General features: G+C 72.1%; 20 protein-coding genes and 1 riboswitch. Of the genes, 16 read left to right on the forward strand and 4 right to left on the reverse strand.

Annotated features, from left to right (window positions below; all coding sequences use genetic code 11):
- Positions 1 to 3 precede the first annotated feature (3 nt).
- From ACFPYL_RS03610 to ACFPYL_RS03620, 3 genes are read left to right on the forward strand one after another with little or no spacing between them, the layout of a single operon-like run.
- Positions 4 to 1,089, forward strand: coding sequence for an NAD(P)H-dependent amine dehydrogenase family protein (locus ACFPYL_RS03610; protein ID WP_379150421.1), 1,086 nt, complete (start codon positions 4 to 6; stop codon positions 1,087 to 1,089).
- Positions 1,086 to 1,892 carry an SDR family oxidoreductase gene (locus ACFPYL_RS03615; RefSeq protein WP_379150423.1) on the forward strand — a complete coding sequence of 269 codons (807 nt, stop codon included), beginning with the start codon at positions 1,086 to 1,088 and terminating at the stop codon, positions 1,890 to 1,892. The genes ACFPYL_RS03610 and ACFPYL_RS03615 overlap by 4 nt, the downstream gene beginning before the upstream one ends.
- Positions 1,893 to 1,901: 9 nt before the next feature.
- On the forward strand, positions 1,902 to 2,960 hold the full coding sequence (locus tag ACFPYL_RS03620; protein ID WP_379150425.1) for an MBL fold metallo-hydrolase: 1,059 nt from the start codon (positions 1,902 to 1,904) through the stop codon (positions 2,958 to 2,960).
- A gap of 9 nt (positions 2,961 to 2,969) precedes the next feature.
- Here the strand turns inward: ACFPYL_RS03620 and ACFPYL_RS03625 are convergent, their stop codons facing one another.
- Both ACFPYL_RS03625 and ACFPYL_RS03630 read right to left on the reverse strand, forming a co-directional pair.
- On the reverse strand, positions 2,970 to 3,587 hold the full coding sequence (locus ACFPYL_RS03625) for a hypothetical protein (RefSeq protein ID WP_379150427.1): 618 nt from the start codon (positions 3,585 to 3,587) through the stop codon (positions 2,970 to 2,972).
- Positions 3,584 to 4,105: a SigE family RNA polymerase sigma factor gene (locus tag ACFPYL_RS03630; RefSeq protein WP_379150429.1), complete on the reverse strand. Its 522-nt coding sequence runs from the start codon at positions 4,103 to 4,105 to the stop codon at positions 3,584 to 3,586. Before ACFPYL_RS03630 ends, ACFPYL_RS03625 begins: the two co-directional genes overlap by 4 nt.
- A gap of 268 nt (positions 4,106 to 4,373) precedes the next feature.
- Here ACFPYL_RS03630 and ACFPYL_RS03635 point away from each other — a divergent pair, with 268 nt between their 5' ends.
- Entirely contained in the window at positions 4,374 to 6,023 is a 1,650-nt protein-coding gene (locus ACFPYL_RS03635) for a DUF885 domain-containing protein (RefSeq protein ID WP_379150431.1), read from the forward strand.
- A 2-nt stretch (positions 6,024 to 6,025) separates the two neighbouring features.
- Here ACFPYL_RS03635 and ACFPYL_RS03640 read toward each other — a convergent pair whose 3' ends face one another.
- Entirely contained in the window at positions 6,026 to 6,454 is a 429-nt protein-coding gene (locus ACFPYL_RS03640) for a GNAT family N-acetyltransferase (protein WP_379150432.1), read from the reverse strand.
- 153 nt (positions 6,455 to 6,607) lie between these two features.
- A riboswitch (TPP riboswitch) is annotated at positions 6,608 to 6,717 on the forward strand.
- Here ACFPYL_RS03640 and ACFPYL_RS03645 point away from each other — a divergent pair.
- The 6 genes from ACFPYL_RS03645 to ACFPYL_RS03670 all read left to right on the forward strand — a co-directional run bounded on the left by ACFPYL_RS03645 (position 6,707) and on the right by ACFPYL_RS03670 (position 15,030).
- Positions 6,707 to 7,759, forward strand: a complete 1,053-nt coding sequence (locus ACFPYL_RS03645) for a thiamine ABC transporter substrate-binding protein (protein WP_379150434.1) — start codon at positions 6,707 to 6,709, stop codon at positions 7,757 to 7,759. (Overlaps the previous riboswitch by 11 nt.)
- Positions 7,756 to 9,390 (forward strand): ABC transporter permease, encoded by a 1,635-nt coding sequence (locus ACFPYL_RS03650; RefSeq protein ID WP_379150436.1) that lies wholly within the window; start codon positions 7,756 to 7,758, stop codon positions 9,388 to 9,390. The genes ACFPYL_RS03645 and ACFPYL_RS03650 overlap by 4 nt, the downstream gene beginning before the upstream one ends.
- Positions 9,390 to 10,382: an ABC transporter ATP-binding protein gene (locus tag ACFPYL_RS03655; RefSeq protein ID WP_379150438.1), complete on the forward strand. Its 993-nt coding sequence runs from the start codon at positions 9,390 to 9,392 to the stop codon at positions 10,380 to 10,382. The genes ACFPYL_RS03650 and ACFPYL_RS03655 overlap by 1 nt, the downstream gene beginning before the upstream one ends.
- A gap of 27 nt (positions 10,383 to 10,409) precedes the next feature.
- Positions 10,410 to 11,447, forward strand: a complete 1,038-nt coding sequence (locus tag ACFPYL_RS03660) for a phosphatase PAP2 family protein (RefSeq protein WP_379150440.1) — start codon at positions 10,410 to 10,412, stop codon at positions 11,445 to 11,447.
- Between the two features lie 237 nt (positions 11,448 to 11,684).
- Positions 11,685 to 12,980: a C40 family peptidase gene (locus tag ACFPYL_RS03665; RefSeq protein WP_379150442.1), complete on the forward strand. Its 1,296-nt coding sequence runs from the start codon at positions 11,685 to 11,687 to the stop codon at positions 12,978 to 12,980.
- Positions 12,981 to 13,044: 64 nt separating this feature from the next.
- Positions 13,045 to 15,030 (forward strand): acyl-CoA dehydrogenase family protein, encoded by a 1,986-nt coding sequence (locus ACFPYL_RS03670; RefSeq protein WP_379150444.1) that lies wholly within the window; start codon positions 13,045 to 13,047, stop codon positions 15,028 to 15,030.
- 80 nt (positions 15,031 to 15,110) lie between these two features.
- Here the strand turns inward: ACFPYL_RS03670 and ACFPYL_RS03675 are convergent, their stop codons facing one another.
- Positions 15,111 to 15,617 (reverse strand): inorganic diphosphatase, encoded by a 507-nt coding sequence (locus tag ACFPYL_RS03675; RefSeq protein WP_379150446.1) that lies wholly within the window; start codon positions 15,615 to 15,617, stop codon positions 15,111 to 15,113.
- Between the two features lie 111 nt (positions 15,618 to 15,728).
- On the opposite strand from ACFPYL_RS03675, the gene dacB reads away from it, so the two are divergent.
- The 6 genes from dacB to ftsH all read left to right on the forward strand — a co-directional run bounded on the left by dacB (position 15,729) and on the right by ftsH (position 22,772).
- On the forward strand, positions 15,729 to 17,138 hold the full coding sequence (gene dacB / locus ACFPYL_RS03680) for a D-alanyl-D-alanine carboxypeptidase/D-alanyl-D-alanine endopeptidase (RefSeq protein WP_379150448.1): 1,410 nt from the start codon (positions 15,729 to 15,731) through the stop codon (positions 17,136 to 17,138).
- A 29-nt stretch (positions 17,139 to 17,167) separates the two neighbouring features.
- Complete coding sequence (locus tag ACFPYL_RS03685) at positions 17,168 to 18,205, forward strand: zinc-dependent metalloprotease (protein ID WP_379150450.1); 1,038 nt, start codon at positions 17,168 to 17,170, stop codon at positions 18,203 to 18,205.
- Positions 18,202 to 19,182 carry a tRNA lysidine(34) synthetase TilS gene (tilS, locus tag ACFPYL_RS03690; RefSeq protein WP_379150452.1) on the forward strand — a complete coding sequence of 327 codons (981 nt, stop codon included), beginning with the start codon at positions 18,202 to 18,204 and terminating at the stop codon, positions 19,180 to 19,182. Before ACFPYL_RS03685 ends, tilS begins: the two co-directional genes overlap by 4 nt.
- A gap of 42 nt (positions 19,183 to 19,224) precedes the next feature.
- Positions 19,225 to 20,007, forward strand: a complete 783-nt coding sequence (locus tag ACFPYL_RS03695) for a hypothetical protein (RefSeq protein WP_379150454.1) — start codon at positions 19,225 to 19,227, stop codon at positions 20,005 to 20,007.
- Between the two features lie 22 nt (positions 20,008 to 20,029).
- A complete protein-coding gene (hpt, locus tag ACFPYL_RS03700; protein WP_379150456.1) occupies positions 20,030 to 20,581 on the forward strand; it encodes a hypoxanthine phosphoribosyltransferase in 552 nt (183 codons plus the stop codon).
- Between the two features lie 130 nt (positions 20,582 to 20,711).
- A complete protein-coding gene (ftsH, locus tag ACFPYL_RS03705; RefSeq protein WP_379150458.1) occupies positions 20,712 to 22,772 on the forward strand; it encodes an ATP-dependent zinc metalloprotease FtsH in 2,061 nt (686 codons plus the stop codon).
- Positions 22,773 to 22,774 lie beyond the last annotated feature (2 nt).

The following is a 22,774-nucleotide window of genomic DNA, read 5'->3' on the forward strand; positions in this document are numbered from 1 at the left end:
CGCATGGGAGACAAGCTGAAGGTCGTCGTGTGGTCGACCGGGACCATCGGACGTCACGCGATCGCGGGCATCGACGCGCACCCGCGCATGGAGCTGGTCGGCGTCTGGGTGTCCAACCCGGAGAAGGACGGCAAGGACGCCGGCCTCCTGGCCGACCTCGGCCGCGAGCTCGGCGTCCTGGCGACGACCGACCGCGACGCCCTGATCGCGCTGCAACCGGACGCGATCGTGCACACCGCGATGGCCGACGACCGGGTCTTCGAGTGCATCCAGGACCTGATCGGCTTCGTCGAGGCGGGCGTCAACGTCGTCTCCAGCGGCCCGGTGCTGCTGCAGTGGCCGGAGAAGATCCTGCCGGACGACCTGCTGGAGCGGATCCAGAGGGCGGGCGCACGCACCGGTGCGAGCCTGCACGTCAACGGCATCGACCCCGGCTACGCCAACGACCTGCTGCCGCTGGCCCTGACCAGCCTCAGCCAGCGCATCGACGAGGTGCGGGTGATGGAGATCGCCGACTACTCGACGTACTACCAGCCCGTCGTGATGGGCGACATGTTCGGCTTCGGCCGGCCGATGGACTTCCAGCCGCTGCTCTGGCAGCCGGGCATCCTGACGATGGCCTGGGGGAGCGTGGTCCGGCAGATCGCCGCGGGCCTCGACATCGTCCTCGACGAGCCACTGGTCGAGAAGGTCGAGCGGCGCGCTGCCGAGGTCGACACCCCGAGCGTCTCGGGCGACGTGAAGGCCGGGACCATGGGCGCCGTCCGCTTCGAGCTGATCGGCAACGTCGACGGCATCCCGCGGGTCGTGCTCGAGCACGTCACCCGGACCGCCGAGGACCAGGTGCCGGAGTGGCCGCAGCCGGCCGAGGGCGGTGGCGGCTACCGGGTCGTCATCACCGGCGAGCCGATGATGCAGCTCGACCTCACCCACCACGGCGAGCACGGCGACCACAACGTCTCCGGGATGATCACGACCGCGCAGCGGCTGGTCAACGCGCTGCCCGCCGTCGTCGAGGCGAAGGGCGGCCTGGTCACCGCGCTCGACCTCCCCCTCGTCACCGGCCGAGGCCTGGTGAGCACGAAGTGAGCATCCTCGACAGGTTCTCCGTCGACGGCCAGGTCGCGATCGTCACCGGCGCGGGCCGCGGTCTCGGCGCCGCGACCGCCGTCGCGCTCGCCGAGGCGGGCGCCGACGTCCTCATCTCCGCGCGCACGGCCGACCAGCTCGAGGTGGTCGCCGAGCAGGTCCGCGCGACCGGACGCCGCTGCGTCGTCGTCCCCGCCGACCTCAGCGACCTCGACGCCGTCGCCGGCCTCGCGCAGACGGCGTACGACGAGCTCGGGCGGCTCGACACGGTCGTCAACAACGTGGGCGGCACGTTCCCCAAGGAGTTCCTCAAGACGAGCCCGCGGTTCCTCAACGAGGCCTTCAGCTTCAACGTCGCGACCGCGCACGCGCTGACCCGGGCCGCCGTCCCGCTGATGCTGCAGGAGGACGACGGCAGGCAGAAGAGCGTCGTCACGATCAGCTCGATGATGGGGCGCACGGCCGATCGCGGGTTCGTCGCCTACGGCACCGCGAAGGCCGCGCTCGCGCACTGGACCAAGATGGCCGCGCAGGACCTCTCGCCGCGGATCCGGGTCAACGGCATCTACGTCGGCTCGATCCTCACCAGCGCCCTGGAGTTCGTCGCCGGCCAGCCCGAGCTGATGGGTCAGCTCGAGGGCAAGACCCCGCTCGGTCGCGTGGGTGAGCCGGAGGACATCGCGGCCGGCGTCCTCTACCTGTCGTCGAAGGCCGGGCAGTACGTCACCGGCAAGCTGATCGAGATCGACGGCGGGATCCAGCAGCCCACCCTCGACCTCGGGTTCCCCGACGTCACCTCGTAGGGTCCGACCGTGACCTCCTCCAGCACGCCGACCGCCTTCGCCGTCTCGCCCGACTCGGGCGAGCACTGGAGCAAGGAGGGCGCCTGGAAGGTGGCCGAGGGGATCCACCGGATCCCGCTGCCGCTGCCGATGGACGGGCTCAAGGCCATCAACGTCTACGTCATCGAGACCGACGACGGCCTGACGCTCATCGACGGCGGCTGGTCGATCGAGGTCGCGCGCGACCTGCTCGAGCGCTGCCTGCTCGACGTCGGCTACGGGTTCGGCGACATCAAGCGCTTCCTGGTCACCCACGTGCACCGCGACCACTTCACGCTCGCCACGGTGCTCGGTCACGAGTACGGCGCGGACGTCGCACTCGGGCTCGGCGAGAAGCCGGCCCTCGAGCTGCTCAACGACCCGGACCTCAACCGCAACCCGTTCATCGAGGTGCTCCGCACCGCCGGTGCGCACGAGCTCGCCGAGCTGTGGGCCGTCGGCGACGGTGAGGGCCCGGACATGTCGATGTGGATGTTCCCGGACACCTGGTTCGAGGGTGACCACGAGATCGCCGTCGGCGCCCGGACCATCGACGCCGTGCACACGCCCGGGCACACGCCCGGCCACTACGTCTTCGCCGAGAAGGCCGCCGGACTGCTCTTCGCCGGCGACCACGTGCTGCCCACGATCACGCCGTCGATCGGGTTCACGGTGCCGCCGACGCCGGACCCGCTCGGCGACTTCATGGCCTCGCTGACGAAGGTGCGCGCCCTCCCGGACCTCACGATCCTGCCGGCGCACGGGCCGGTCGCGCCGTCGTCGCACGCGCGGGTCGACGAGCTGCTGGCCTTCCACGAGCGCCGTCTCGACCTCAGTCTCGCGGCCCTCGCGGACGGCCCCGCCACCGGCTTCACCGTCGCCCACGAGCTCGGCTGGACCCGGCACGAGAAGGCGTACGCCGAGCTCGACGAGTTCAGCCAGGGCATGGCCGCGATGGAGACCAAGGCGCACCTCGAGCTGCTCGTCGCCCAGGGTCGGGCCACGCGCGACGACACGGCGGACGGTGTGCTCTTCACGGCTGCGCCGTAGACGCAGAGGTCAGGGCGCGACGTACGCGAGGTCGAGGCTGTCCGAGCGGTCGCCCCAGTCCAGCTCGAGGTGCCAGCAGCCCGTCCTGGGCAGGTCGATGATCGACGGACCCGGTCCACCTTCGACCACGCGGGCGACCGGCGCCGACCCGTCGGGCAGGGTCGCGGTGATGCGGAGGTCGCCCTCGGTCGCGACGCGGGAGACCCACAGGACCTTGTTGGTGTGGTCGGTCGAGGCCGGCGCGGTCAACGGCTGCGCGAAGAGGATCGCGACGATGTCGCCGCGCTCGCCCGTCACGTAGGGGATGCGGGGGTGGGGGTCGGAGAACCCTGCGCGGGCCCAGTCGGGCAGCAGCCCGCTCGGCACCGGCTGGACGCACGACGCGCCGGCCGCGTCCGGCGAGCCTGCCGGGGCGACGGACCGTTCGGGCCGGTCGGCGCTCAGGGCCATGGGGACCGCGGCGGCCACGGCGACGGCGGCCGCGCCCGCCACGATGCTCGTCGCCACCCGACGGCGCCGGCGCCTGCTGCTCCCCGCGACGACCAGGTCGCGCTCGGGCGTCACCGGTACGGTGACGTCGTCCGTGGCCGCTCGCAGCAGCTGGGCGACCTCATGTTCGTCGATCATGACTTCTCCTCGTGCGTTCGGGTGATGAGCTCGCGGAGCGACCCGTCCTCGGAGAGTGCCGCGATGGCTCGGGATGCCCGGCTCTTGACCGTCCCGGGCCGGATGCCGAGCACGGTCGCGACCTGGTTCTCCGTGAGGTCGGCGAAGTAGCGCAGCACCAGGACCTGACGCTGGTCCGGCCCCAGCCGCCCGAGCGAGCGGCGAACGCTCTGGCTGAGCGACACCGTCGTGGCGGGGTCGTCCGCCGGCTGCGGCTCGGGCAGGTCCTGGTAGGGGATCTCGCCGCGCCACCTGCGGCGCCGGCCACGGGTGATGCCGTTGACCAGGACCCGGTAGACGTAGGCGTCGCGATCGTCGGCAGCAGAGACCCGGCCCCACGCGGTGTAGCACCGGATCAGCGCCTCCTGCACCGCGTCCTCGGCGTCCTGCTCGCGGCAGCCGAAGAGGATCGCCGCGCGCACCAGACGCGCGTAGCGGGCGTCGATGAACGCCCGGTAGTCGTCCTCGTCCGGCTTCATGGCGATCCTTCTGCTGGGTGCTCCTCTACCCATGACGAGCACCTGGACCCCCAGGATGGTTCCCTCGCGACATGTCGGCGACCGCACCTATAGGGCACGTCTCTCAAGTCGGAGCGCCTGCTGCGCGAGCTTTCGCATCCGATCTGGCGGCGTTGTCGGCGACTCGACGGGCCTCCGGCCCGCCTTCGCACCTCCGCCTTGCCAGATACGGCGCGAAACCCCGCTCGCGACGGCGCCGACTTGAGAGACGCACCCTAGGCTGACGCGGGTGAACTCGACGAACTCCGTCAACGCCGTCGCCGACCAGCACGTGGAGGACGTGGCCGCCCTCGACCCGGTCACCGCCACGGCAGCCGGCATCGCCGGCCACGACCACGAGCTGCCGGACCTCTCGCCCGCGGGGTTCGAGGCTCGGGCCGACCTGGCCCGCCGCGCGGTCGCCGCGATGACGGCGACCCAGCCGGCCGACGAGCGCGAGGCCGTGGCCCGCGACGCGTTCCTGGAGCGGGTCGGCCTCGAGGTCGAGAACGCCGACGCCGGTCACGACCGGGCGGAGCTGTCGGTCATCAGCAGCTGGGCGCACGCGATCCGTGAGTCCTTCGACCTGATGTCGGTCGAGACCGAGGAAGGTCGCGCGGACGTGCGCGCCCGCCTCGCGGGCGTCCCGGCCGCGCTGGAGGGCTACCGCACGACGCTCGCCGAGGAGGCGGCCCGTGGCCGGGTCGTCGCCCGACGGCAGTACGCCGAGGTGGCCGGCCAGATCCGGCGCTGGACCGGCCAGGAGGGCGCGAGCGGCGACTTCTTCACGGGTCTCATCCCGGACGCCCCCGAGGGCCGGGCCGCGAGCGCGGCGTACGCCGACCTGGGCCGCTGGATCGAGACCGAGCTGGCACCGCGCGGGCTCGAGAAGGAGGCCGTCGGCCCGGAGCGCTACGCCCTGGCGTCGCGTGAGTTCCTCGGCGCCGCCGTCGACCTGGAGGAGACCTACGCCTGGGGCTGGCAGGAGCTGAAGCGGCTCACCGACGACATGGTCGCGACCAGCAACCGGATCGTGCCCGGAGGCAGCATCCCGGACGCCGTGGCCGCGCTCGACGCGGACCCGGCGCGGCAGCTGGGGAGCCGGGAGGAGTTCCGCGACTGGATGCAGCAGCTCGCCGACCGGACCATCTCGGACCTGGCCGACGTGCACTTCGACATCCCGGAGCCGATCCGGGGCATCGAGTGCTGCCTCGCCCCGACCAACGACGGCGGCGTCTACTACACGGGTCCCAGCGAGGACTTCACGCGGCCCGGACGGATGTGGTGGTCGCTGCCCGACGACAGCGACCAGCTGACGACGTGGCGCGAGGTCACGACCGTCTACCACGAGGGCGTGCCCGGCCACCATCTCCAGGTCGGGCAGACCGTCTACCGCGCCGACATGCTCAACCGCTGGCAGCGGATGCTCTGCTGGGTGAGCGGGCACGGCGAGGGCTGGGCGCTCTACAGCGAGCGGCTGATGGACGAGCTCGGCTACCTCGAGGACCCGGGCGACCGGCTCGGCATGCTCGACATGCAGGGCTTCCGGGCCGCCCGCGTGATCGTCGACATCGGCCTGCACCTCGAGCTGACGATCCCTGAGGACAACCCGTTCGGCTGGCGGCCGGGCGAGCGCTGGACGCCGGACCTGGTCTTCGAGTTCATGCGGATCCACTCGCGCATGGACGACGCGATGCTCCGCTTCGAGGTGCTGCGCTACCTCGGCTGGCCGGGCCAGGCCCCGTCGTACAAGGTCGGCGAGCGGATCTGGCTCGAGGCCCGTGCCGACGCGCAGGCCCGGCACGGCGCGGACTTCGACCTGCGCGCCTTCCACCGGGCCGCGCTCGACCTGGGCTCGATCGGGCTCGACCCGCTCCGGGCGTCCCTGGCCAGGCTCTGACCTCAGCGACGCAGCCGCATCGGCAGGTGCGGGATCCCGTCCTCGAGGAACTCGGGTCCGTCGACCTCGAAGCCGAACGTCGCGTACCACCCCGCCAGCGGTGACTGGGCGTCCAGCACCACGTCACGCCCCTTGCTGAGCTGCAGCGCGACGTCCATGACGGCGTCGGCGAGCCCGCGCCCGCGAGCCGACGGCGCGAGCACGACCCGGCCGATCCGCCACGCGTCGCTGTCATCCAGCACGCGCGCGTAGCCGACGACCGCACCGTCTTCGTCCATCACGACGTGCCGGGTGCCCGGCTCGTCGTCGCGACCGTCGAGGTCGGGGTAGGGACACTCCTGCTCGACGACGAACACGTCCTGGCGCAGCCGCCACACGGCGTACGCCGTCGCAGCGTCGAGCTGCTCGAAGGGGAGTCCGACGATTCGCATGGGCCGAGTGTCACAGATCGGCGCCCTGCGGTGTCTGGTGGTTTCGAGGCTCAGGCCTGGCGGCCTTCGCACCTCAACCACCGACGACGGTGGTTGAGGTGCGAGCGGAGCGAGCCTCGAAACCACCACCAGCGCACGGCGTACTAGAGTCGACCTCACAGACAGGGGAGCACGCGCGAGCGTGCTGAGAGTGCGGACCAGCCGCAGACCCTATGAACCTGATCCGGTTAGCACCGGCGCTAGGGAGTCGCAGTGAAGTCCATCCGTGTGTATGCGTCCGTGCTCGTCCTGGCCGTGGCGACCGCCGGTTGCTCGGCCGTCGGCAACAGCACCGCCGACGACGAGCCAGCCTCCCAGCGGGTCGTGCTGGTGACGCACGAGTCGTTCGTGCTGCCGAAGGCGCTCCAGAAGGAGTTCGAGGAGGAGAGCGGCTACGACCTGGTGGTCCGGGCCTCCGGCGACGCCGGGGCGCTGACCAACAAGCTCGTGCTGACGAAGGACGACCCGCTGGGCGACGTGTCCTTCGGCGTCGACAACACCTTTGCGTCGCGGGCGCTCGACGAGGGTGTCTTCGCGCCGTACGACGCGACGCTGCCCGACGGTGCGGACCAGTTCCGGCTCGATGGCGACGACGACCACCGGCTCACCCCGGTCGACAACGCCAGCGTCTGCGTCAACGTGGACGACACCTGGTTCGCCGACCACGACCTCGCCCCGCCGACGACGCTCGACGACCTGACGAAGCCGGCGTACCGCGACCTCTTCGTCGCCCCGGGCGCCACCACCAGCTCGCCGGGCATGGCCTTCCTCCTGTCGACGGTCGCGGCGTACGGCGACGACTGGCCGGCGTACTGGACCAAGCTGATGGCCAACGGCACCAAGCTCGTGGCGGGCTGGTCGGACGCCTACGAGGTCGACTTCACCCAGGGCGGCGGCAAGGGCGACCGGCCGATCGTGCTCTCCTACGACTCCTCGCCGGCGTTCACGATCGCGGGCGACGGGACGTCCACGACCAGCGCGCTGCTCGACACCTGCTTCCGCCAGGTCGAGTACGCCGGGGTGCTCGACGGGGCCGAGAACCCTGACGGGGCCAAGGCGTTGGTCGACTTCCTGCTGACGCCGCAGGTGCAGGCCGCGCTGCCCGAGAGCATGTACGTCTTCCCGGTCGACTCGTCGGTGCAGCTGCCGGCCGAGTGGGCGAAGTTCGCGAAGCAGCCGACGGACCCGTTCTCGGTCGACCCGGCCGCGATCGCCGACAACCGCGACGACTGGCTGCGCACGTGGAGTGACGTCACCTCCCGATGAGACGGATCGGGGTCCTGGTCGGCCTGGCGGCGGTGCCGCTGGCCGTCCTCGGTGTGTTCTTCGTGCTCCCCGTCAGCGGGATGCTCGCGGAGGGGTTCTGGGTCGACGGCCACTTCGACCCGGTGGCCGTCGTCGACGTGCTGACCCGACCGCGGACGGTGCGGGTCGTGTGGTTCACGGTCTGGTCGGCCCTGGCCGGTACGGCGGTGGCGGTGCTGCTCGGCGTACCCGCCGCGCACCTGCTGCACCGGCGCCGGTTCCGCGGCCGCGCGACGCTGCGGGCGCTGCTGCTGGTGCCGTTCGTGCTGCCGACCGTGGTCGTCGGCGTCGCGTTCCGCCAGCTGATCGGGGAGGCAGGGCCACTGGGCTTCCTGGGCTTCGACGGCTCCGCGGGCGCGATCATCGCGGGCCTGGCGTTCTTCAACGTCGCCGTCGTGATCCGGGCGGTCGGCGCCGCGTGGGAGTCCCTCGACCCCCGGCCGGCGGAGGCGGCGGCCGCGCTGGGCGCCGGCCCGGCGTACGTCTTCCGCACGGTCACGCTGCCCGCCCTGCGTCCCGCGATCGTCTCGGCGGCGAGCGTGGTCTTCCTCTTCTGCGCCACGGCGTTCGGCGTCGTGCTCACCCTGGGCGGGCTGCGCTACTCCTCGGTCGAGACCGAGATCTACCTGCTGACGACCAACCTGCTCGACCTCCAGGCGGCGGCCGCCCTCTCGATCGTGCAGCTGCTGGCGATCACGGCGCTGCTCTTCGTGACGAGCCGCCTGCGGGCCGTCGCCGACCCGAGCCTGGCGCGGACCACGGCGCGTCCGCCGCGCGTCTCGCGCGGGGACTGGCCGGGGGTGCTCGCGACCCTGCTGGTCCTGCTGCTGGTCGGCGCGCCCATCGCGGCGCTCGTCGTCGGGTCGCTGCAGGTGGGCGACGGCTGGGGCCTGGGCAACTACCGGGCCCTGACGACCGTCGGCTCGCGCGGCGCGCTGCTGGTGCCGGTGACCGACGCGCTCGTCACCTCGCTGCGCACCGCCGTCGACGCGACCTGGATGTCGCTGTCGATGGGCGTGCTCGTCGCGGTCGTCGTGACCCGTCGCTCGCACACCCGGGGGGAGCGCCGGGTCCGCGGCCTGCTCGACGGCCTCTTCATGCTGCCGCTCGGGGTCTCGGCGGTGACGCTCGGCTTCGGGTTCCTGATCACCCTCGACCAGCCGCCGCTCGACTTCCGCGACTCGCTGCTGCTGGTGCCGATCGCCCAGGCGCTGGTGGCCCTCCCGCTCGTCGTACGCACCCTCGCGCCGGCGCTCGGCGGCATCGACGACCGCCAGCGCCAGGCGGCCGCGTCGCTCGGCGCCGGGCCGCTGCGCACCTTCGTGACGGTCGACCTGCCGGTGCTGTGGAAGCCGCTGCTGGCCGCCGCCGGCTTCGCGTTCGCGGTGTCGCTGGGCGAGTTCGGGGCGACGTCGTTCCTCGCGCGCGACGAGACGCCGACGATGCCGATCGTGATCTTCCACCTGATCGGCCACCCTGGCGCGATGAACTACGGCATGGCCCTCGCCGCCTCTGTCGTCCTCGCCGCCACGACCGCCGTCGTGATGCTCGCGGTCGAGCGGCTGCGGGTGCCGTCCCTGGGGGCCTTCTGATGTTGACCATCGACGACGTCTCCGTGGCGTACGACGGCGTGCCCGCGGTCGTGGACGCCTCGCTCACGCTCGACGACGGCCAGGTGCTCGCCGTCCTCGGTCCCAGCGGGTCGGGCAAGTCGACGCTGCTGCGCGCGATCGCCGGGCTCGAGCCGGTCGCCTCCGGGCGGATCGGCTGGGACGGCGCCGACCTGGCCGGCGTACCGACGCACAAGCGCGGGTTCGCGCTGATGTTCCAGGACGGCCAGCTCTTCGGGCACCTCACGGTCGCCCGCAACGTCGGCTACGCGCTGCGGCTGCGGCGCACGCCGAACGCCGCCGCGCGGGTGCGCGAGCTGCTCGCCCTGGTCGGCCTCGAGGGGTACGACGACCGGTTGCCGGCCACGCTCTCGGGAGGTGAGCGGCAGCGGGTCGCGCTGGCCCGCTCGCTCGCCGTGCAGCCGCGGTTGCTGCTGCTCGACGAGCCGCTGTCCGCGCTCGACGCGGGCCTGCGGGAGCGGCTCGCCCACGACCTCCGCGACATCCTGCGCGAGGCCGGGACGACCGCGCTGATGGTCACCCACGACCAGGAGGAGGCGTTCACCGTCGCCGACCGGATCGCGGTGATGCGGGCGGGCCGGGTCGTGCAGCAGGGCGACATCGCCGCGGTCTGGCGGGCGCCGGCCGACCCCGAGACCGCGCTCTTCCTCGGCTACGCCCGGGTGCTCGAGGGCGAGCCGGCGGGCGTGCTGCTGCGCGCGGCCGGGCTGCCGGACGCCGGTGCCGCGGTCGCCGTACGCCGGTCCGCGCTGGTCGTCTCGGACGCCGGGACGGTGTCGGGGACGGTCGTGTCGGCGCGGGTCACGCCGGAGCAGATCCGGGTGGTCGTCGACGTGGACGGGATCGGGGAGCTCGACGCCGTCGCCCGGCTGGACACCCACCCCGCGGCCGGGGACCGGGTGTCGATGGTGGTGGACGCCTCACGGCTGGCCGTGACACGGACCCGTGACTGAGCGGAAACACTCCCTACACTGACCGACGTGTATCGCCGTGCCTGGACCCTGCTCGTGGTCAACGCCATCGCCATGTTCGTGTGGGCGGCGATCACGGCCTGGTCCCTCGGTCGGCCCCTGATCGACCCCGACGGCAGCTTCCTCGGCCCGGCGATGGTGCGACTGCCGATCCTGTGCATCGGCGCCCTCTTCCTCGACCTGGTGCCGCGGGCGCTGTGGATCTCGCGCGGTCGTCCGAGCCGGTGGCCCGAGCTCGTGCGGGACCGGTGGCGCACCCACTGGACTCGGGAGCGGATCCTCCTGGTGCTGCTCGGGATCGTCTGCTTCTACGTGATCTACGTCTGCTACCGGAACCTGAAGTCGTTCCTGCCGCTCGTCAGCGACCGCATGTACGACCGCGAGCTGCACGCCCTCGACAAGATCCTGTTCTTCGGTCACTACCCGGGCAGCCTGCTCCACGACCTGTTGGGCACGGTCTGGGTGGCGCACTTCCTGTCGAACTTCTACCTGCTCTTCATCCCGATGGTGGCGATCATGGTCACCGTCTGGCTGGTGTGGTCGCGCAACCTGTCCTACGGCTGGTGGTTCGTCACCTCGCAGGGCATCGCGTGGACGCTGGGGACGATCTCGTACTACGCGCTCCCGACCCTCGGTCCTGGGCTCGAGTACACCTACCTCTACAACGCCCTCGCGCACACCGGCACCAGCGACCTGATGTCGTCACTGGTCAATGCGAGACAGGGCGTCCTGTGGGGCGACGGCCAGGCCCAGACCGTCGCGGGCTTCGCGAGCCTGCACACGGGCATCGCGCTGCTGTGGGCGCTGATGGTGCAGTTCACCGTCCAGAACCGGATCATCCGGATCGCCTTCTGGGTCAACTTCGGCCTGATCGTGGTCGCGACCCTCTACTTCGGCTGGCACTACGTCGCCGACGACATCGCCGGCGTGGCGATCGCGCTCGTCTCCTTCTACCTGGGCGGCATCGCCAGCGGCCAGCGGTTCGACCGCCACGGCCTCGCCTCGCACCCCACCACGACCACGTCGCAGGTCCCCGTCAACCGCTGACCCGTCTGCGGCCGACCGTCGGGGTAGTCCCTGACGGAACGGTCCTCCGTGGACCCGTTTCGGGACCACAACGTCGGGGACTACGCCGACGCGCGCGAATTACAAGGTTGTAGTTCGTCAAGGCGACACGCCGAGCAGCGCAGAAAAAGTTGGGGAAAATGTTTCCAATGTGACGAAAGTTGTCTAGCGTGCTCCGAGTGACGCCTGGTGGAGGCGTCCTGACGAGGGGGCAATGCGGTGCGAGCGCGCAACATGGCGGCGACCACGGTGCTCGCGCTTCTCGCCTCCGGGCTGGTCGCCGGGATCGCGGTCGCCGACGACGACACCGTCCCGAGCAAGGACGACGTCCACGACGCGCGTACGGCGGTGCGCGCCCAGCTCGACGACGTCGCCGCGGTGCGCGCCCGGCTGGTCGTCGCGAACCAGCGACTCCAGCAGTCCGCGGTCGCCGCGGCCCAGGCGGCCGAGGCGTTCAACGGCGCCCGGTGGCGCGCCGACCAGGCCCGCGACGCAGCGACCGAGGCCCAGGCGGGCGTCACCGCGGCCGAGGCCGACGTGGAGCGGCAGCGGCAGGCCTACAGCGATGCGGTCGTCTCCTCGTACGAGATGTCGCCCGAGCTCACCGCCCTGGCCGGCGTGCTCGACTCCGACGGCATCGACACCGTCCTCCAGCGCACCGAGACGATGCGCAACGCCACGGACGCGATGAGCGGCAACTACGACGAGTTCCGGGCCTCGGCGGTCGTCGCCCAGGTCGCCCGGGACCGGGCCGACCGGGCCCTCGACGCGGCGAAACAGGCCGAGCAGGACGCGCTGGACGCGCGGCAGGAGGCGCAGCGCGCCGCCGACGCCGCGGCCGCCGACGCCCAGTCGATCGCCGCCGAGAAGGGCGCCCTGATCGCGCGCCTGGCCGACCTCCAGCACGTCAGCGTCGACCTGGCCCGGCGTCGACAGTCCGGCCTCGAGGCGCGGGCCGCCCGAGCCGCGGCCGCCGCAGCCGCCGCCGAGCAGGCGCAGGAGCAGGAGCAGGCGCAGCCGCCGGCTCCCACCGGCACCCCGACGCCCACCCAGGAGCCGACGCAGCAGCCCACCGAGCAGCCGACCGAGCAGCCCAGCGAGCAGCCCAGCGAGGCGCCCGCCCCGCCGCCGGCGGCCACGCCGGCGCCGAAGTCGGGCGCGCAGGCCGCGATCGCGTTCGCGCGTGCTCAGATCGGTGAGCCCTACCAGTGGGGTGCTGCGGGGCCGGACGAGTGGGACTGCTCGGGCCTGACCGCGGGCGCCTGGGGCGCGGGTGGGACCTACCTGCCGCACTACTCCGTCGCGCAGTACGAGCAGTCCACGCCGATCTCGGCGAGCCAGCTCCAGCCCGGCGACCTGGTCTTCTGGGGCTCCAGCAGCGACCCGGGCTCGATCTACCACGTCGCCCTCTACATCGGCGGCGGCCGGATCATCCAGGCGCCGCGGACCGGCCGCCCGGTCGAAGAGGTCTCGATGTACTACTGGACCGCGCCGAACTTCTTCGCCCGGCCCTGAGCGGCCCGGCGGGAGAGGTCCAGATCACCGCTTGAAGCCGCCCGCCGGTGGGTAGTCCTCCGGCATGGCCACCGACACCGCCGTACCGTCCAGCGCGCCCGGCTACGAGGAGCCCGAGGTCGACGTCCGCGCCCTCACGGAGCTGCTCGACGGCAAGTACGCCGAGGTCCGCCAGCTGGTGCGGAGCAACCTCGCCGACTACGCGTCGGTCCTCGACGAGGCCGACGAGCTCGGCATCGACGACTTCCGCGACCGGGTCCGCGACATCGTGGTCGAGATGGCTGCGACCGGCCAGACGGGGATGGGCTTCCCCGAGGAGTACGGCGGTGGCGGCGACATCGGCGCCTCGGTCGCCGCCTTCGAGACGCTCGCCCTCGGCGACCTGTCCGTGCTGGTGAAGGTCGGCGTGCAGTTCGGCCTCTTCGGCGGCGCGATCCTCCAGCTCGGCACCCAGCGCCACCACGACGCCTACCTGCGCGACCTCGTCACCGGCAAGCTGATGGGCTGCTTCGCGATGACCGAGACCGGCCACGGCTCGAACGTTCAGGCGCTCGGCACGGTCGCGACGTACGACGTGGCGACGCAGGAGTTCGTGATCACCACGCACGGCGACGCCGCGCGCAAGGACTACATCGGCAACGCCGCCCGGCACGCCGAGGTCGCAGTGGTCTTCGCCCAGCTCGAGGTGGGTGGGAAGTCGGAGGGCGTGCACGCCTTCGTCGTCCCGATCCGCAAGGGCACCAAGGTCCTCGACGGCGTCCGGATCGAGGACGACGGCCGCAAGATGGGCCTCAACGGGGTCGACAACGGCCGGATCTGGTTCGACGACGTGCGGGTGCCACGCGAGGCGCTGCTCAACCGCTTCGCCGACGTCTCGCCGGCCGGCGTCTACGAGAGCTCGATCGAGAACCCCAACAAGCGTTTCTTCACGATGCTCGGCACCCTCGTGCAGGGCCGCGTCTGCGTCGGCGGCGCCGGCATCAACGCCAGCAAGGTCGCGCTCGCGATCGCGACGAGGTACGCCGTACGCCGGCGGCAGTTCGAGGCCGCCTCCGACACCGAGGAGCAGCTGCTCCTCGACTACGGCATGCACCAGCGGCGGCTGCTGCCGCTGGTCGCGCGCACCTATGCGCTGCACTTCGCGCAGGACGTCGTACGCACGCAGCTGCACGACGTCTTCACCGAGGCCGACGGACCCGGCGGGGGCGTCGAGGTGGCGCGGCGCGAGCTCGAGGGGCGGGCCGCCGGCACCAAGGCGCTCGGCACCTGGCACGCGACCCGCACCATCCAGGAGTGCCGCGAGGCCTGCGGCGGTGCGGGCTACCTCTCCGTCAACCGGTTCGCCGCGCTCAAGGCCGACAGCGACATCTTCACGACCTTCGAGGGCGACAACCACGTGCTGCTCCAGCTGGTCGCGAAGGGACTGCTCACCGACTACGCCAGCGAGTTCGAGGACATGGACCAGCTCGGCATGGTCCGGTTCGTCACCAACCTCGCGGTGGGGACGGTGATCGAGCGGACGTCGGCCCACAAGCTGCTCGAGCGGGTCAAGGACCTCCTGCCGGGCGGCGACCAGTGGGACCAGGAGGCCGGGCTGCTCGACTCCGACTACCAGCTCGCGATGCTGCGCTTCCGCGAGGAGCACATGCTCTCCGGGGTCGCCCGGCGGCTCAAGCGCGGGATCGACGACAAGATGAACCCGGGCGTGGTCTTCTCCCAGGTCCAGGACCACGTGATCGGCGCGGCCAACGCGCACGTCGAGCGACTGGTCCTCGAGGCCTTCGTGGACCGGATGCGTGACCTGCCGGCCGACACCCCCGAGGGCAACCGCGTGGCGCTCGGGCTGCTCTGCGACCTCTTCGCTCTGTCCACGATCGAGGCCGACCGGGCCTGGTTCATGGAGCACGGCCGGCTGACCGTCCAGCGGTCCAAGGCGATCAGCCGCGAGGTCAACGACCTCTGCCGCAAGATCCGCCCGATCGCCGTCGACCTCGTCGACGGGTGGGGCGTACCAGACGAGATGCTCCGCTCATCCGACCTCCTGGCATAGCCGACCCGGCGCTGGTTTTCACCTGCAGGTGAAAACCAGCGCCGGGTCGTGTGAAAACCAGCGCCGGGTCGGCGAAGAGGTCAGTGACCGTCGGTCTTGAACCGCTCGAAGGAGGCGTGCACCTCGGCCTCGGCCTCGGTGCGGCCGACCCACTCGGCGCCCTCGACGGACTTGCCGGGCTCGAGGTCCTTGTAGACCTCGAAGAAGTGCTGGATCTCGAGGCGGTCGAACTTCGACACGTGCGAGATGTCGCGCAGGTGCTCCAGGCGCGGGTCCTGGGCGGGGACGCAGAGGACCTTGTCGTCGCCGCCGGCCTCGTCGGTCATCCGGAACATGCCGATCGCGCGGCAGCGGATCAGGCAGCCCGGGAAGGTCGGCTGCTGGAGGATCACCAGCGCGTCGAGCGGGTCGCCGTCCTGGCCGAGGGTGTCCTCGATGTAGCCGTAGTCGGCGGGGTACGCCGTCGAGGTGAACAGGGTGCGGTCGAGGCGGATCCGGCCCGACTCGTGGTCGACCTCGTACTTGTTGCGCTCGCCCTTCGGGATCTCCACCAGCACGTCGAACTCGAGCACGTCATCCTCCGCCATTCTTCGGGCACATCGTCAGGCCATCTCGCACAGTCAGGGTGGGCCCGCGCGGCGGGCCGCGTCCAGTCTCGCGCACAATGTGCTCAAACGTGGAGTCGGAAGGGGTGCGAGGTGGGCCGACGTGACGCACGCCACGGCTCGCGGCTCGCGTTCTGGCTCCCGGTGGTGCTCGTCCTGGCCCTGCTCGCGGGCGGTGGTACGGCGTACTGGCTCGACCGCGACCAGCCCGACCCGGACCACGACCCCGAGCAGGTCGCCCCGCCCCCGGGCCTCGAGCTCCCGCCACTGACGACGCCGAGCCCGGTGGCAGCCGCGGCGACGGGTGCCGCCGACCCCGCGAAGGTACGCCAGGCCCTCGCGCCCCTGCTCCGCGACGGCGACCTCGGGCCGCACGTCGTCGCGACGGTCGCCGGCAGCGACGGGACGTCGCTGCTGCAGCGCGGCAAGGACGCCGCCATCCCCGCGTCGACCCTCAAGCTGCTGACCTCCGCGGCCGCGCTCGAGACCATGGGCGCCAACCACACGTTCGCCACGACCGTCGTCACCGCCGGGCCGCGCGGCATCGTGCTGGTCGGTGGCGGCGACCCGCTCCTCTCGTCGACCCGGCCGGCCCGCGACGACTACCCGCGTCCCGCCGACGTCGTCACGCTCGCCCGCGCTACCGCAGCGCAGCTGCGCGCGAGCGGCACGACGCGGGTCCGGCTCGGGTACGACGCCACGCTGTTCACGGGGCCCGACGTCAGCCCGCACTGGCCGGCGTCGTACGTCCCCGACGACGTGGCCGCCCCGATCCAGTCGCTGTGGGTCGACGAGGGCTGGTCGCCGGAGGGCGACCCCGTCGACGACCCCGCCCAGGTCGCCGCGACCGTCTTCGCGGGTGCCCTGGCCAAGGCCGGCATCGACGTGGTCGGCGTGCCCGTGCCGCGCGCCGCGGACCCGGCCGCGACCGAGCTCGCCCGCGTCACCAGCCCGCCGCTGTCGCAGCTCGTCGAGCACACCCTGCTCGTCAGCGACAACCAGGCGGCCGAGGTGCTCGCCCGCCACGTCGCGATCGCGACCGGCGCGCCCGCCACCTTCACCGACGGCGCCGACGCGGTCCTCGCCACGATCGGGGAGCTCGGGGTTCCGACCGCCGGCGCGACGACGTACGACGGCAGCGGGCTGTCCCGCGACAACCGGCTCGCTCCCGCGACCCTGACCGCGCTGCTCGACGTCGCCGGCGCGGCCGAGCACCCGGAGCTGCGCAGCGTCCTCACGGGGCTGCCGGTCGCGGCGTTCAGCGGCTCGCTCTCGGAGCGGTTCGACGGCACGGCCGACGCCTCCGGGCGGGGCAGCGTGCGGGCCAAGACCGGCACCCTCACCGGCGTGAGCGGCCTGGCGGGCACCGTGGTCGACCGCACCGGCACGCCGATGGTCTTCGCGGTGCTGGCCGACGACATCGCGCTGCTCGACACCCTCGACGCGCGCGACGCCCTCGACGACATCGCCTCCGCGCTCGCCGCCTGCCGCTGCGCGGCGTGAGCGTTGGACCGCGGCGGTACGGTCGGCGCATGACGAACCCCCGCTCGGGCATGGTCGACTGGGACCTCGCCGTGTCGATCGGCTCGCGGCTGGCCGGCGACGGCCCGACCGTCACCTGGAGCGAGGCGGCCGAGGTGGTCGAGGAGCTGCGGGCCGGCGCCGACCGCTCCACCGGACTGGTCCGCGACTTCACCGGCCTGGACGCCCCGGCCAACACCGCACCCGTCGTCGTGGTCGACCGGGCCGGCTGGGTGCAGGCCAACGCCGACGGGTTCGCCACCGTGCTCGCGCCGATCGTCACCAAGCTCACGGGCGACAAGCAGCCGTCGCGGATCGCCCACGCCGTCGGCTCGCGGGTCACCGGCGCCGAGGTCGGCGGGCTGCTGGGCTTCCTCGCCGGCAAGGTGCTGGGTCAGTTCGACCCCTTCTTCGAGCCGTCCGGGCGGCTGCTGCTGGTCGCGCCCAACATCGTCCACGTGGAGCGCGAGCTCGAGGTCGACCCCCACGACTTCCGGCTCTGGGTGTGCCTGCACGAGGAGACGCACCGGGTGCAGTTCACCGCGACCCCGTGGCTCGGCGGCCACCTGCTGGGCGAGATGCAGAGCATCGCCGACAGCCTCGAGCCCACCGGCTTCCTCGACGAGGGGCTCGGCCGGATCACCGAGGCGCTGAAGGGCGGTGCCCGGGGCGGCAACCTCCTCGAGGCCGTCAGCACGCCGGAGCAGAAGGAGATCCTCGACCGGGTCACCGGCGTCATGTCGCTGCTCGAGGGGCACGCCGACGTGGTCATGGACGGCCTCGGCCCGAGCGTCATCCCCAGCGTCGCGGACATCCGCAAGAAGTTCACCAAGCGCCGCAAGGGCGTCGGCGTCCTCGACCGCACGCTGCGGCGGCTGCTCGGGCTGGACGCCAAGATGGCGCAGTACCGCGACGGAGCGATCTTCGTGCGGGCCGTCGTCGACAAGGCCGGGATGGCCGAGTTCAACGCCATCTGGGAGTGCCCCGAGAACCTCCCCACGAAGGCCGAGATCGGCGACCCGAACGCCTGGATCTCGCGCGTGCTGTGAGCCTCCACCCGGCGGTCGCGGCCGTCCGGCACGGCGTACGCCGCGCGCTCGCGGACGTCGACCCGGGCCGCACCGTCGTGGTCGCCTGCTCCGGCGGCCCCGACTCGACCGCGCTGCTGGCCGCCACGGTCTTCGAGGCCCGCAAGGGCGGCCAGCACGTGATCGGCGCGACGGTCGACCACGGGCTCCAGGACGGTTCCGACGCGCGGGCGGCGGCGGTCGTCGCGCAGATGGCCGCCCTCGGTGCCGACGAGACCCTGAGCGCCCGGGTCCACGTGGACGGTGCCGGGCTGGGCCCGGAGGCCGCCGCCCGGCGGGCGCGCTACGCCGTCCTCGAGCAGGTCGCCGAGCGCTTCGACGCCGCGGCCGTGCTGCTCGGCCACACCCGCGACGACCAGGCCGAGACCGTGCTCCTCGGCCTGACCCGTGGCTCGGGTGGGAGGTCGCTCGCCGGGATGCGCCGGTCCTACGACCGGTTCGTCCGCCCGCTCCTCGACGTCGACCGAGCCGACACCGTCGCCGCGTGCCTGGTCGAGGGGCTGGAGACCTGGGACGACCCCCACAACGCGGATCCGGCGTACACCCGGGTGCGGGTGCGGCGCACCGTGCTGCCGCTGCTCGAGGAGCAGCTCGGGCCGGGGGTCGCCGCCACCCTGGCGCGCACCGCCGACCAGCTCCGCGCCGACATGGACCTGCTCGACGACCTCGCGGACGCGGCGTACGCCGAGCTGCGCGAGCCCGACGGCGCGCTGCCCGCGACCGGGCTGGCGGCTCGGCCGGAGCCGGTCCGGCGCCGGGTGCTGCGGCTCGCGGCGCTGGCGGCGGGGGCGCCCGGGTCGGAGCTCTTCCACGAGCACGTCGTGGCGATGGACTCCCTGGTCACCGACTGGCACGGCCAGCGGTGGATCGACCTCCCCGGCCACCTGCGCTGCTCGAGGGCCGACGGCCGGCTCCGGATCGACCGCGTCGCCACCTAGACAACTCCTCGACTGGCGCCCGGCGCTGCCGATGGATCCGGCATGCCTCGCCGGAGCGTCGTCGCCGCCCTGTCCGTCCTGCTCGGGATCGGCGTCGCCTCCCACGCCGTCCCCGACTCGGTCGACGCGAGCACGCTCGCGGTCGCGGCCGACCAGGGATCGTCGTACCGTCTGATGCCGACGCGGCCCGAGCGCGGCCACGCCTGGATCGAGGGCACGGTCGTCAACCGGGCCGGCCGGTTCCTGGACGGCATCGACGTCGAGGCGTACGACGTGGACGACCTCCGCGGCGACCCGGTCGCGTCGTGGCAGACCTACGAGGACCCCGAGGGTGGGCCGGAGCACGGCTGGTTCCGCCTCTACGGGCTGACGCCCGGGACCTACGAGCTCAGGTTCAGCAGCGCACCCGGCACGCCCAGGAAGGTGCGCTACCGCAGCGTCTGGAGCCGGCCGGTGACGGTCGGCAACCGGGAGATCGAGCAGCTCGGCAGCACCGCCGTCACCCTGGTGACCAAGGTGCCCGCCCGGCTGACCGCGAGCCTGACCGACGCCACCGTCAGGCCGAGCCAGGCGCCGCTGGTCCGGGTGGGCCTCACGGCTGCCGAGGTCCGGCCGGTGCTGGGCTCGGTCCGGGTCGTCGTCGACCGGCGTCCGGGCCGTACGGCGACCTTCCGGGCAGCCGACCGCGGGCGGGTGGCCGTCGCGCTGCCGCGCCAGGGCCTCGGCTGGCACACCGCCACCTTCACCTTCGCCGGCAACGACGCCGTCGCGGCCTCGGCCAAGCCGGTCGTGGTCAGGTTCAAGGTCACCCGGAGCGGTCGCTGAGCGGTCCTCTAGGCTCTCGACCATGGACGCATCCGACGTGCCGGACGACTTGGTCAACGTTCTCTTCACCGAGGAGCAGATCCAGGGGCGGCTGCGCGAGCTCGCCGCCGAGATCCAGGCCGACTACGAGGGCCAGGACCTGCTGATCGTCGGCATCCTGCGCGGCGCCGTGATGGTGATGGCCGACCTGGCCCGCAGCTTCAGCCGCCACCTCGAGATGGACTGGATGGCGGTGTCGTCGTACGGCTCCGGCACGAAGTCCAGCGGCGTCGTCCGGATCCTCAAGGACCTTGACACCGACATCTCCGGCCGGCACGTAGTGATCGTCGACGAGATCATCGACACCGGCCTCACCCTGTCGTGGCTGACCTCCAACCTGGCGTCCCGCGACCCGGCGAGCGTGCAGATCTGCACCCTGCTGCGCAAGCCCGAGGCGCTCACCATGCCGGTCGACGTGAAGTACGTCGGCTGGGACATCCCCAACGAGTTCGTGGTCGGCTACGGCCTCGACTACCAGGAGCGCTACCGCAACCTGCGGGACATCGGCACCCTGGCCCCGCACGTCTACTCCTGAGGACGATGCGCCCGAACGGCCGATTCCTGAGAGAATGCACATTGGCGAAGGTGTGTACCGTCGTCAGTTCAGTTGAGCGCCTGGGCGGTCGCGTGACCGCCGGGCGGCGAGCTCGTGTCGAGAGAAGCCTGTGAAGCGCATATTCAAGGGTCCGTGGCTGTGGATCGTCCTCGCGGTGGTGGCCGTGCTCATCGCCCTGCAGTACCTCGCCCCCAGCGGCGGGTACAACGAGGTCGAGTCGTCCAAGATGGAGAGCTACATCTCCAGCGGCGAGGTCAAGGAGATCACCTTCGTCGACGGCGGTGACCAGCAGATCAAGGCGACCCTCGACAACGGCGACAAGGTCAACTCGTTCTGGCTCGCCGGCACCCAGGAGTCGATCCGCAACGCCGTCCAGGACCAGGTCGACGCAGGCAACATCGAGAAGTACACCGTCGACGTGCCGAAGCCGAGCCTGCTCGGCTCGATCCTCGCGACGCTGCTGCCCTTCGCGCTCATCATCTTCCTCTTCCTCTTCCTGATGAACCAGGTCCAGGGCGGCGGCGGCCGCGGCGTCATGCAGTTCGCCAAGTCCAAGGCCAAGCTGATCTCCAAGGACATGCCGAAGACGACGTTCACCGACGTCGCCGGCTGCGAGGAGGCCATCGAGGAGCTCGGCGAGATCAAGGAGTTCCTCCAGGAGCCCGCCAAGTTCCAGGCCGTCGGCGCCAAGATCCCCAAGGGCGTGCTGCTCTACGGGCCTCCGGGCACCGGCAAGACCCTGCTCGCGCGCGCCGTCGCCGGCGAGGCGGGCGTCCCGTTCTACTCGATCTCGGGCTCCGACTTCGTCGAGATGTTCGTCGGCGTGGGTGCCTCCCGCGTCCGCGACCTCTTCGAGCAGGCCAAGGAGAACGCCCCGGCGATCGTCTTCATCGACGAGATCGACGCCGTCGGCCGTCACCGTGGCGCCGGCATGGGCGGCGGTCACGACGAGCGCGAGCAGACCCTCAACCAGCTGCTCGTCGAGATGGACGGCTTCGACGTGCGCGGCGGCGTCATCCTGATCGCCGCCACCAACCGTCCCGACGTGCTCGACCCTGCGCTGCTGCGTCCGGGCCGCTTCGACCGCCAGATCCAGGTCGACGCCCCCGACCTGTCCGGTCGCCACCAGATCCTGAAGGTGCACTCGCGCGGCAAGCCGATGTCGGCCGACATCGACCTGCTGTCGGTCGCGCGTCGTACGCCGGGCTTCACCGGCGCCGACCTGGCCAACGTGCTCAACGAGGCCGCGCTGCTCACCGCCCGCGGCAACCAGAAGCTGATCACCAACCCGTCCCTGGACGAGGCGATCGACCGCGTCATCGCCGGCCCGCAGCGGCGTACCCGCCTGATGAGCGAGAAGGAGAAGCTCATCACGGCCTACCACGAGGGCGGCCACGCCCTCGTCGCGGCGGCGCTGCCCGGCACCGACCCGGTGCACAAGATCACGATCCTCCCGCGCGGCCGTGCGCTCGGCTACACGATGGTGCTGCCCGACGAGGACAAGTACTCCCAGACCCGCTCGCAGATGCTCGACTCGCTGGCCTACATGCTCGGCGGCCGCGCGGCCGAGGAGATGGTCTTCCACGACCCGACGACGGGCGCCGGCAACGACATCGAGAAGGCCACCAACCTGGCCCGCGCGATGGTCACGCAGTACGGCATGACCGAGTCGCTCGGCGCGATCAAGCTCGGCGACAACAACTCCGAGCCGTTCCTGGGTCGCGACATGGGCCACCAGCGCAACTACTCCGAGGACGTCGCGGCGAAGATCGACGACGAGACCAAGAAGTTCCTCGCCGTCGCGCACCAGGAGGCCTTCGAGATCCTCGAGGAGAACCGCGACGTGCTCGACACGCTGGTGCTCGAGCTCTTCGACAAGGAGACCCTCGACAAGGAGCAGGTCGCGCGGATCTTCGAGCCGCTGCGCCGTCGCCCCGAGCGTCCCGCGTGGACCGGCTCCGAACGCCGGGTGCCGTCCACGATCCCGCCGGTCGAGATCCCGCAGTGGATCAAGGACCGGACCGCCGCCAACGCGGCCGCCGCCGCTGCCGCCAACGGCAACGGGTCGGGGCAGGAGGGCTCGGGCGCGATCCTGACCCCGCCGGGCTCCGGCGGCGACGTGCACGGCGGGCCGGGCGTCCAGGGCTCCGACGTCGAGCCGCCGCGCTGATC

This window comes from Nocardioides hankookensis, from assembly GCF_042658885.1.
GTDB classification, from domain to species: domain Bacteria; phylum Actinomycetota; class Actinomycetes; order Propionibacteriales; family Nocardioidaceae; genus Nocardioides; species Nocardioides hankookensis.

Coding starts and splice junctions, on each gene's coding strand:
- ACFPYL_RS03610 (WP_379150421.1), top strand. CDS start 4: ATGGGAGACAAGCTGAAGGTCGTCGTGTGGTCGACCGGGACCATCGGA.
- ACFPYL_RS03625 (WP_379150427.1), bottom strand. CDS start 3,587: ATGATCGACGAACATGAGGTCGCCCAGCTGCTGCGAGCGGCCACGGAC.
- ACFPYL_RS03630 (WP_379150429.1), bottom strand. CDS start 4,105: ATGAAGCCGGACGAGGACGACTACCGGGCGTTCATCGACGCCCGCTAC.
- ACFPYL_RS03640 (WP_379150432.1), bottom strand. CDS start 6,454: ATGCGAATCGTCGGACTCCCCTTCGAGCAGCTCGACGCTGCGACGGCG.
- ACFPYL_RS03650 (WP_379150436.1), top strand. CDS start 7,756: ATGAGACGGATCGGGGTCCTGGTCGGCCTGGCGGCGGTGCCGCTGGCC.
- ACFPYL_RS03655 (WP_379150438.1), top strand. CDS start 9,390: ATGTTGACCATCGACGACGTCTCCGTGGCGTACGACGGCGTGCCCGCG.
- ACFPYL_RS03670 (WP_379150444.1), top strand. CDS start 13,045: ATGGCCACCGACACCGCCGTACCGTCCAGCGCGCCCGGCTACGAGGAG.
- ACFPYL_RS03675 (WP_379150446.1), bottom strand. CDS start 15,617: ATGGCGGAGGATGACGTGCTCGAGTTCGACGTGCTGGTGGAGATCCCG.
- ACFPYL_RS03685 (WP_379150450.1), top strand. CDS start 17,168: ATGACGAACCCCCGCTCGGGCATGGTCGACTGGGACCTCGCCGTGTCG.
- ACFPYL_RS03695 (WP_379150454.1), top strand. CDS start 19,225: ATGCCTCGCCGGAGCGTCGTCGCCGCCCTGTCCGTCCTGCTCGGGATC.
- hpt (WP_379150456.1), top strand. CDS start 20,030: ATGGACGCATCCGACGTGCCGGACGACTTGGTCAACGTTCTCTTCACC.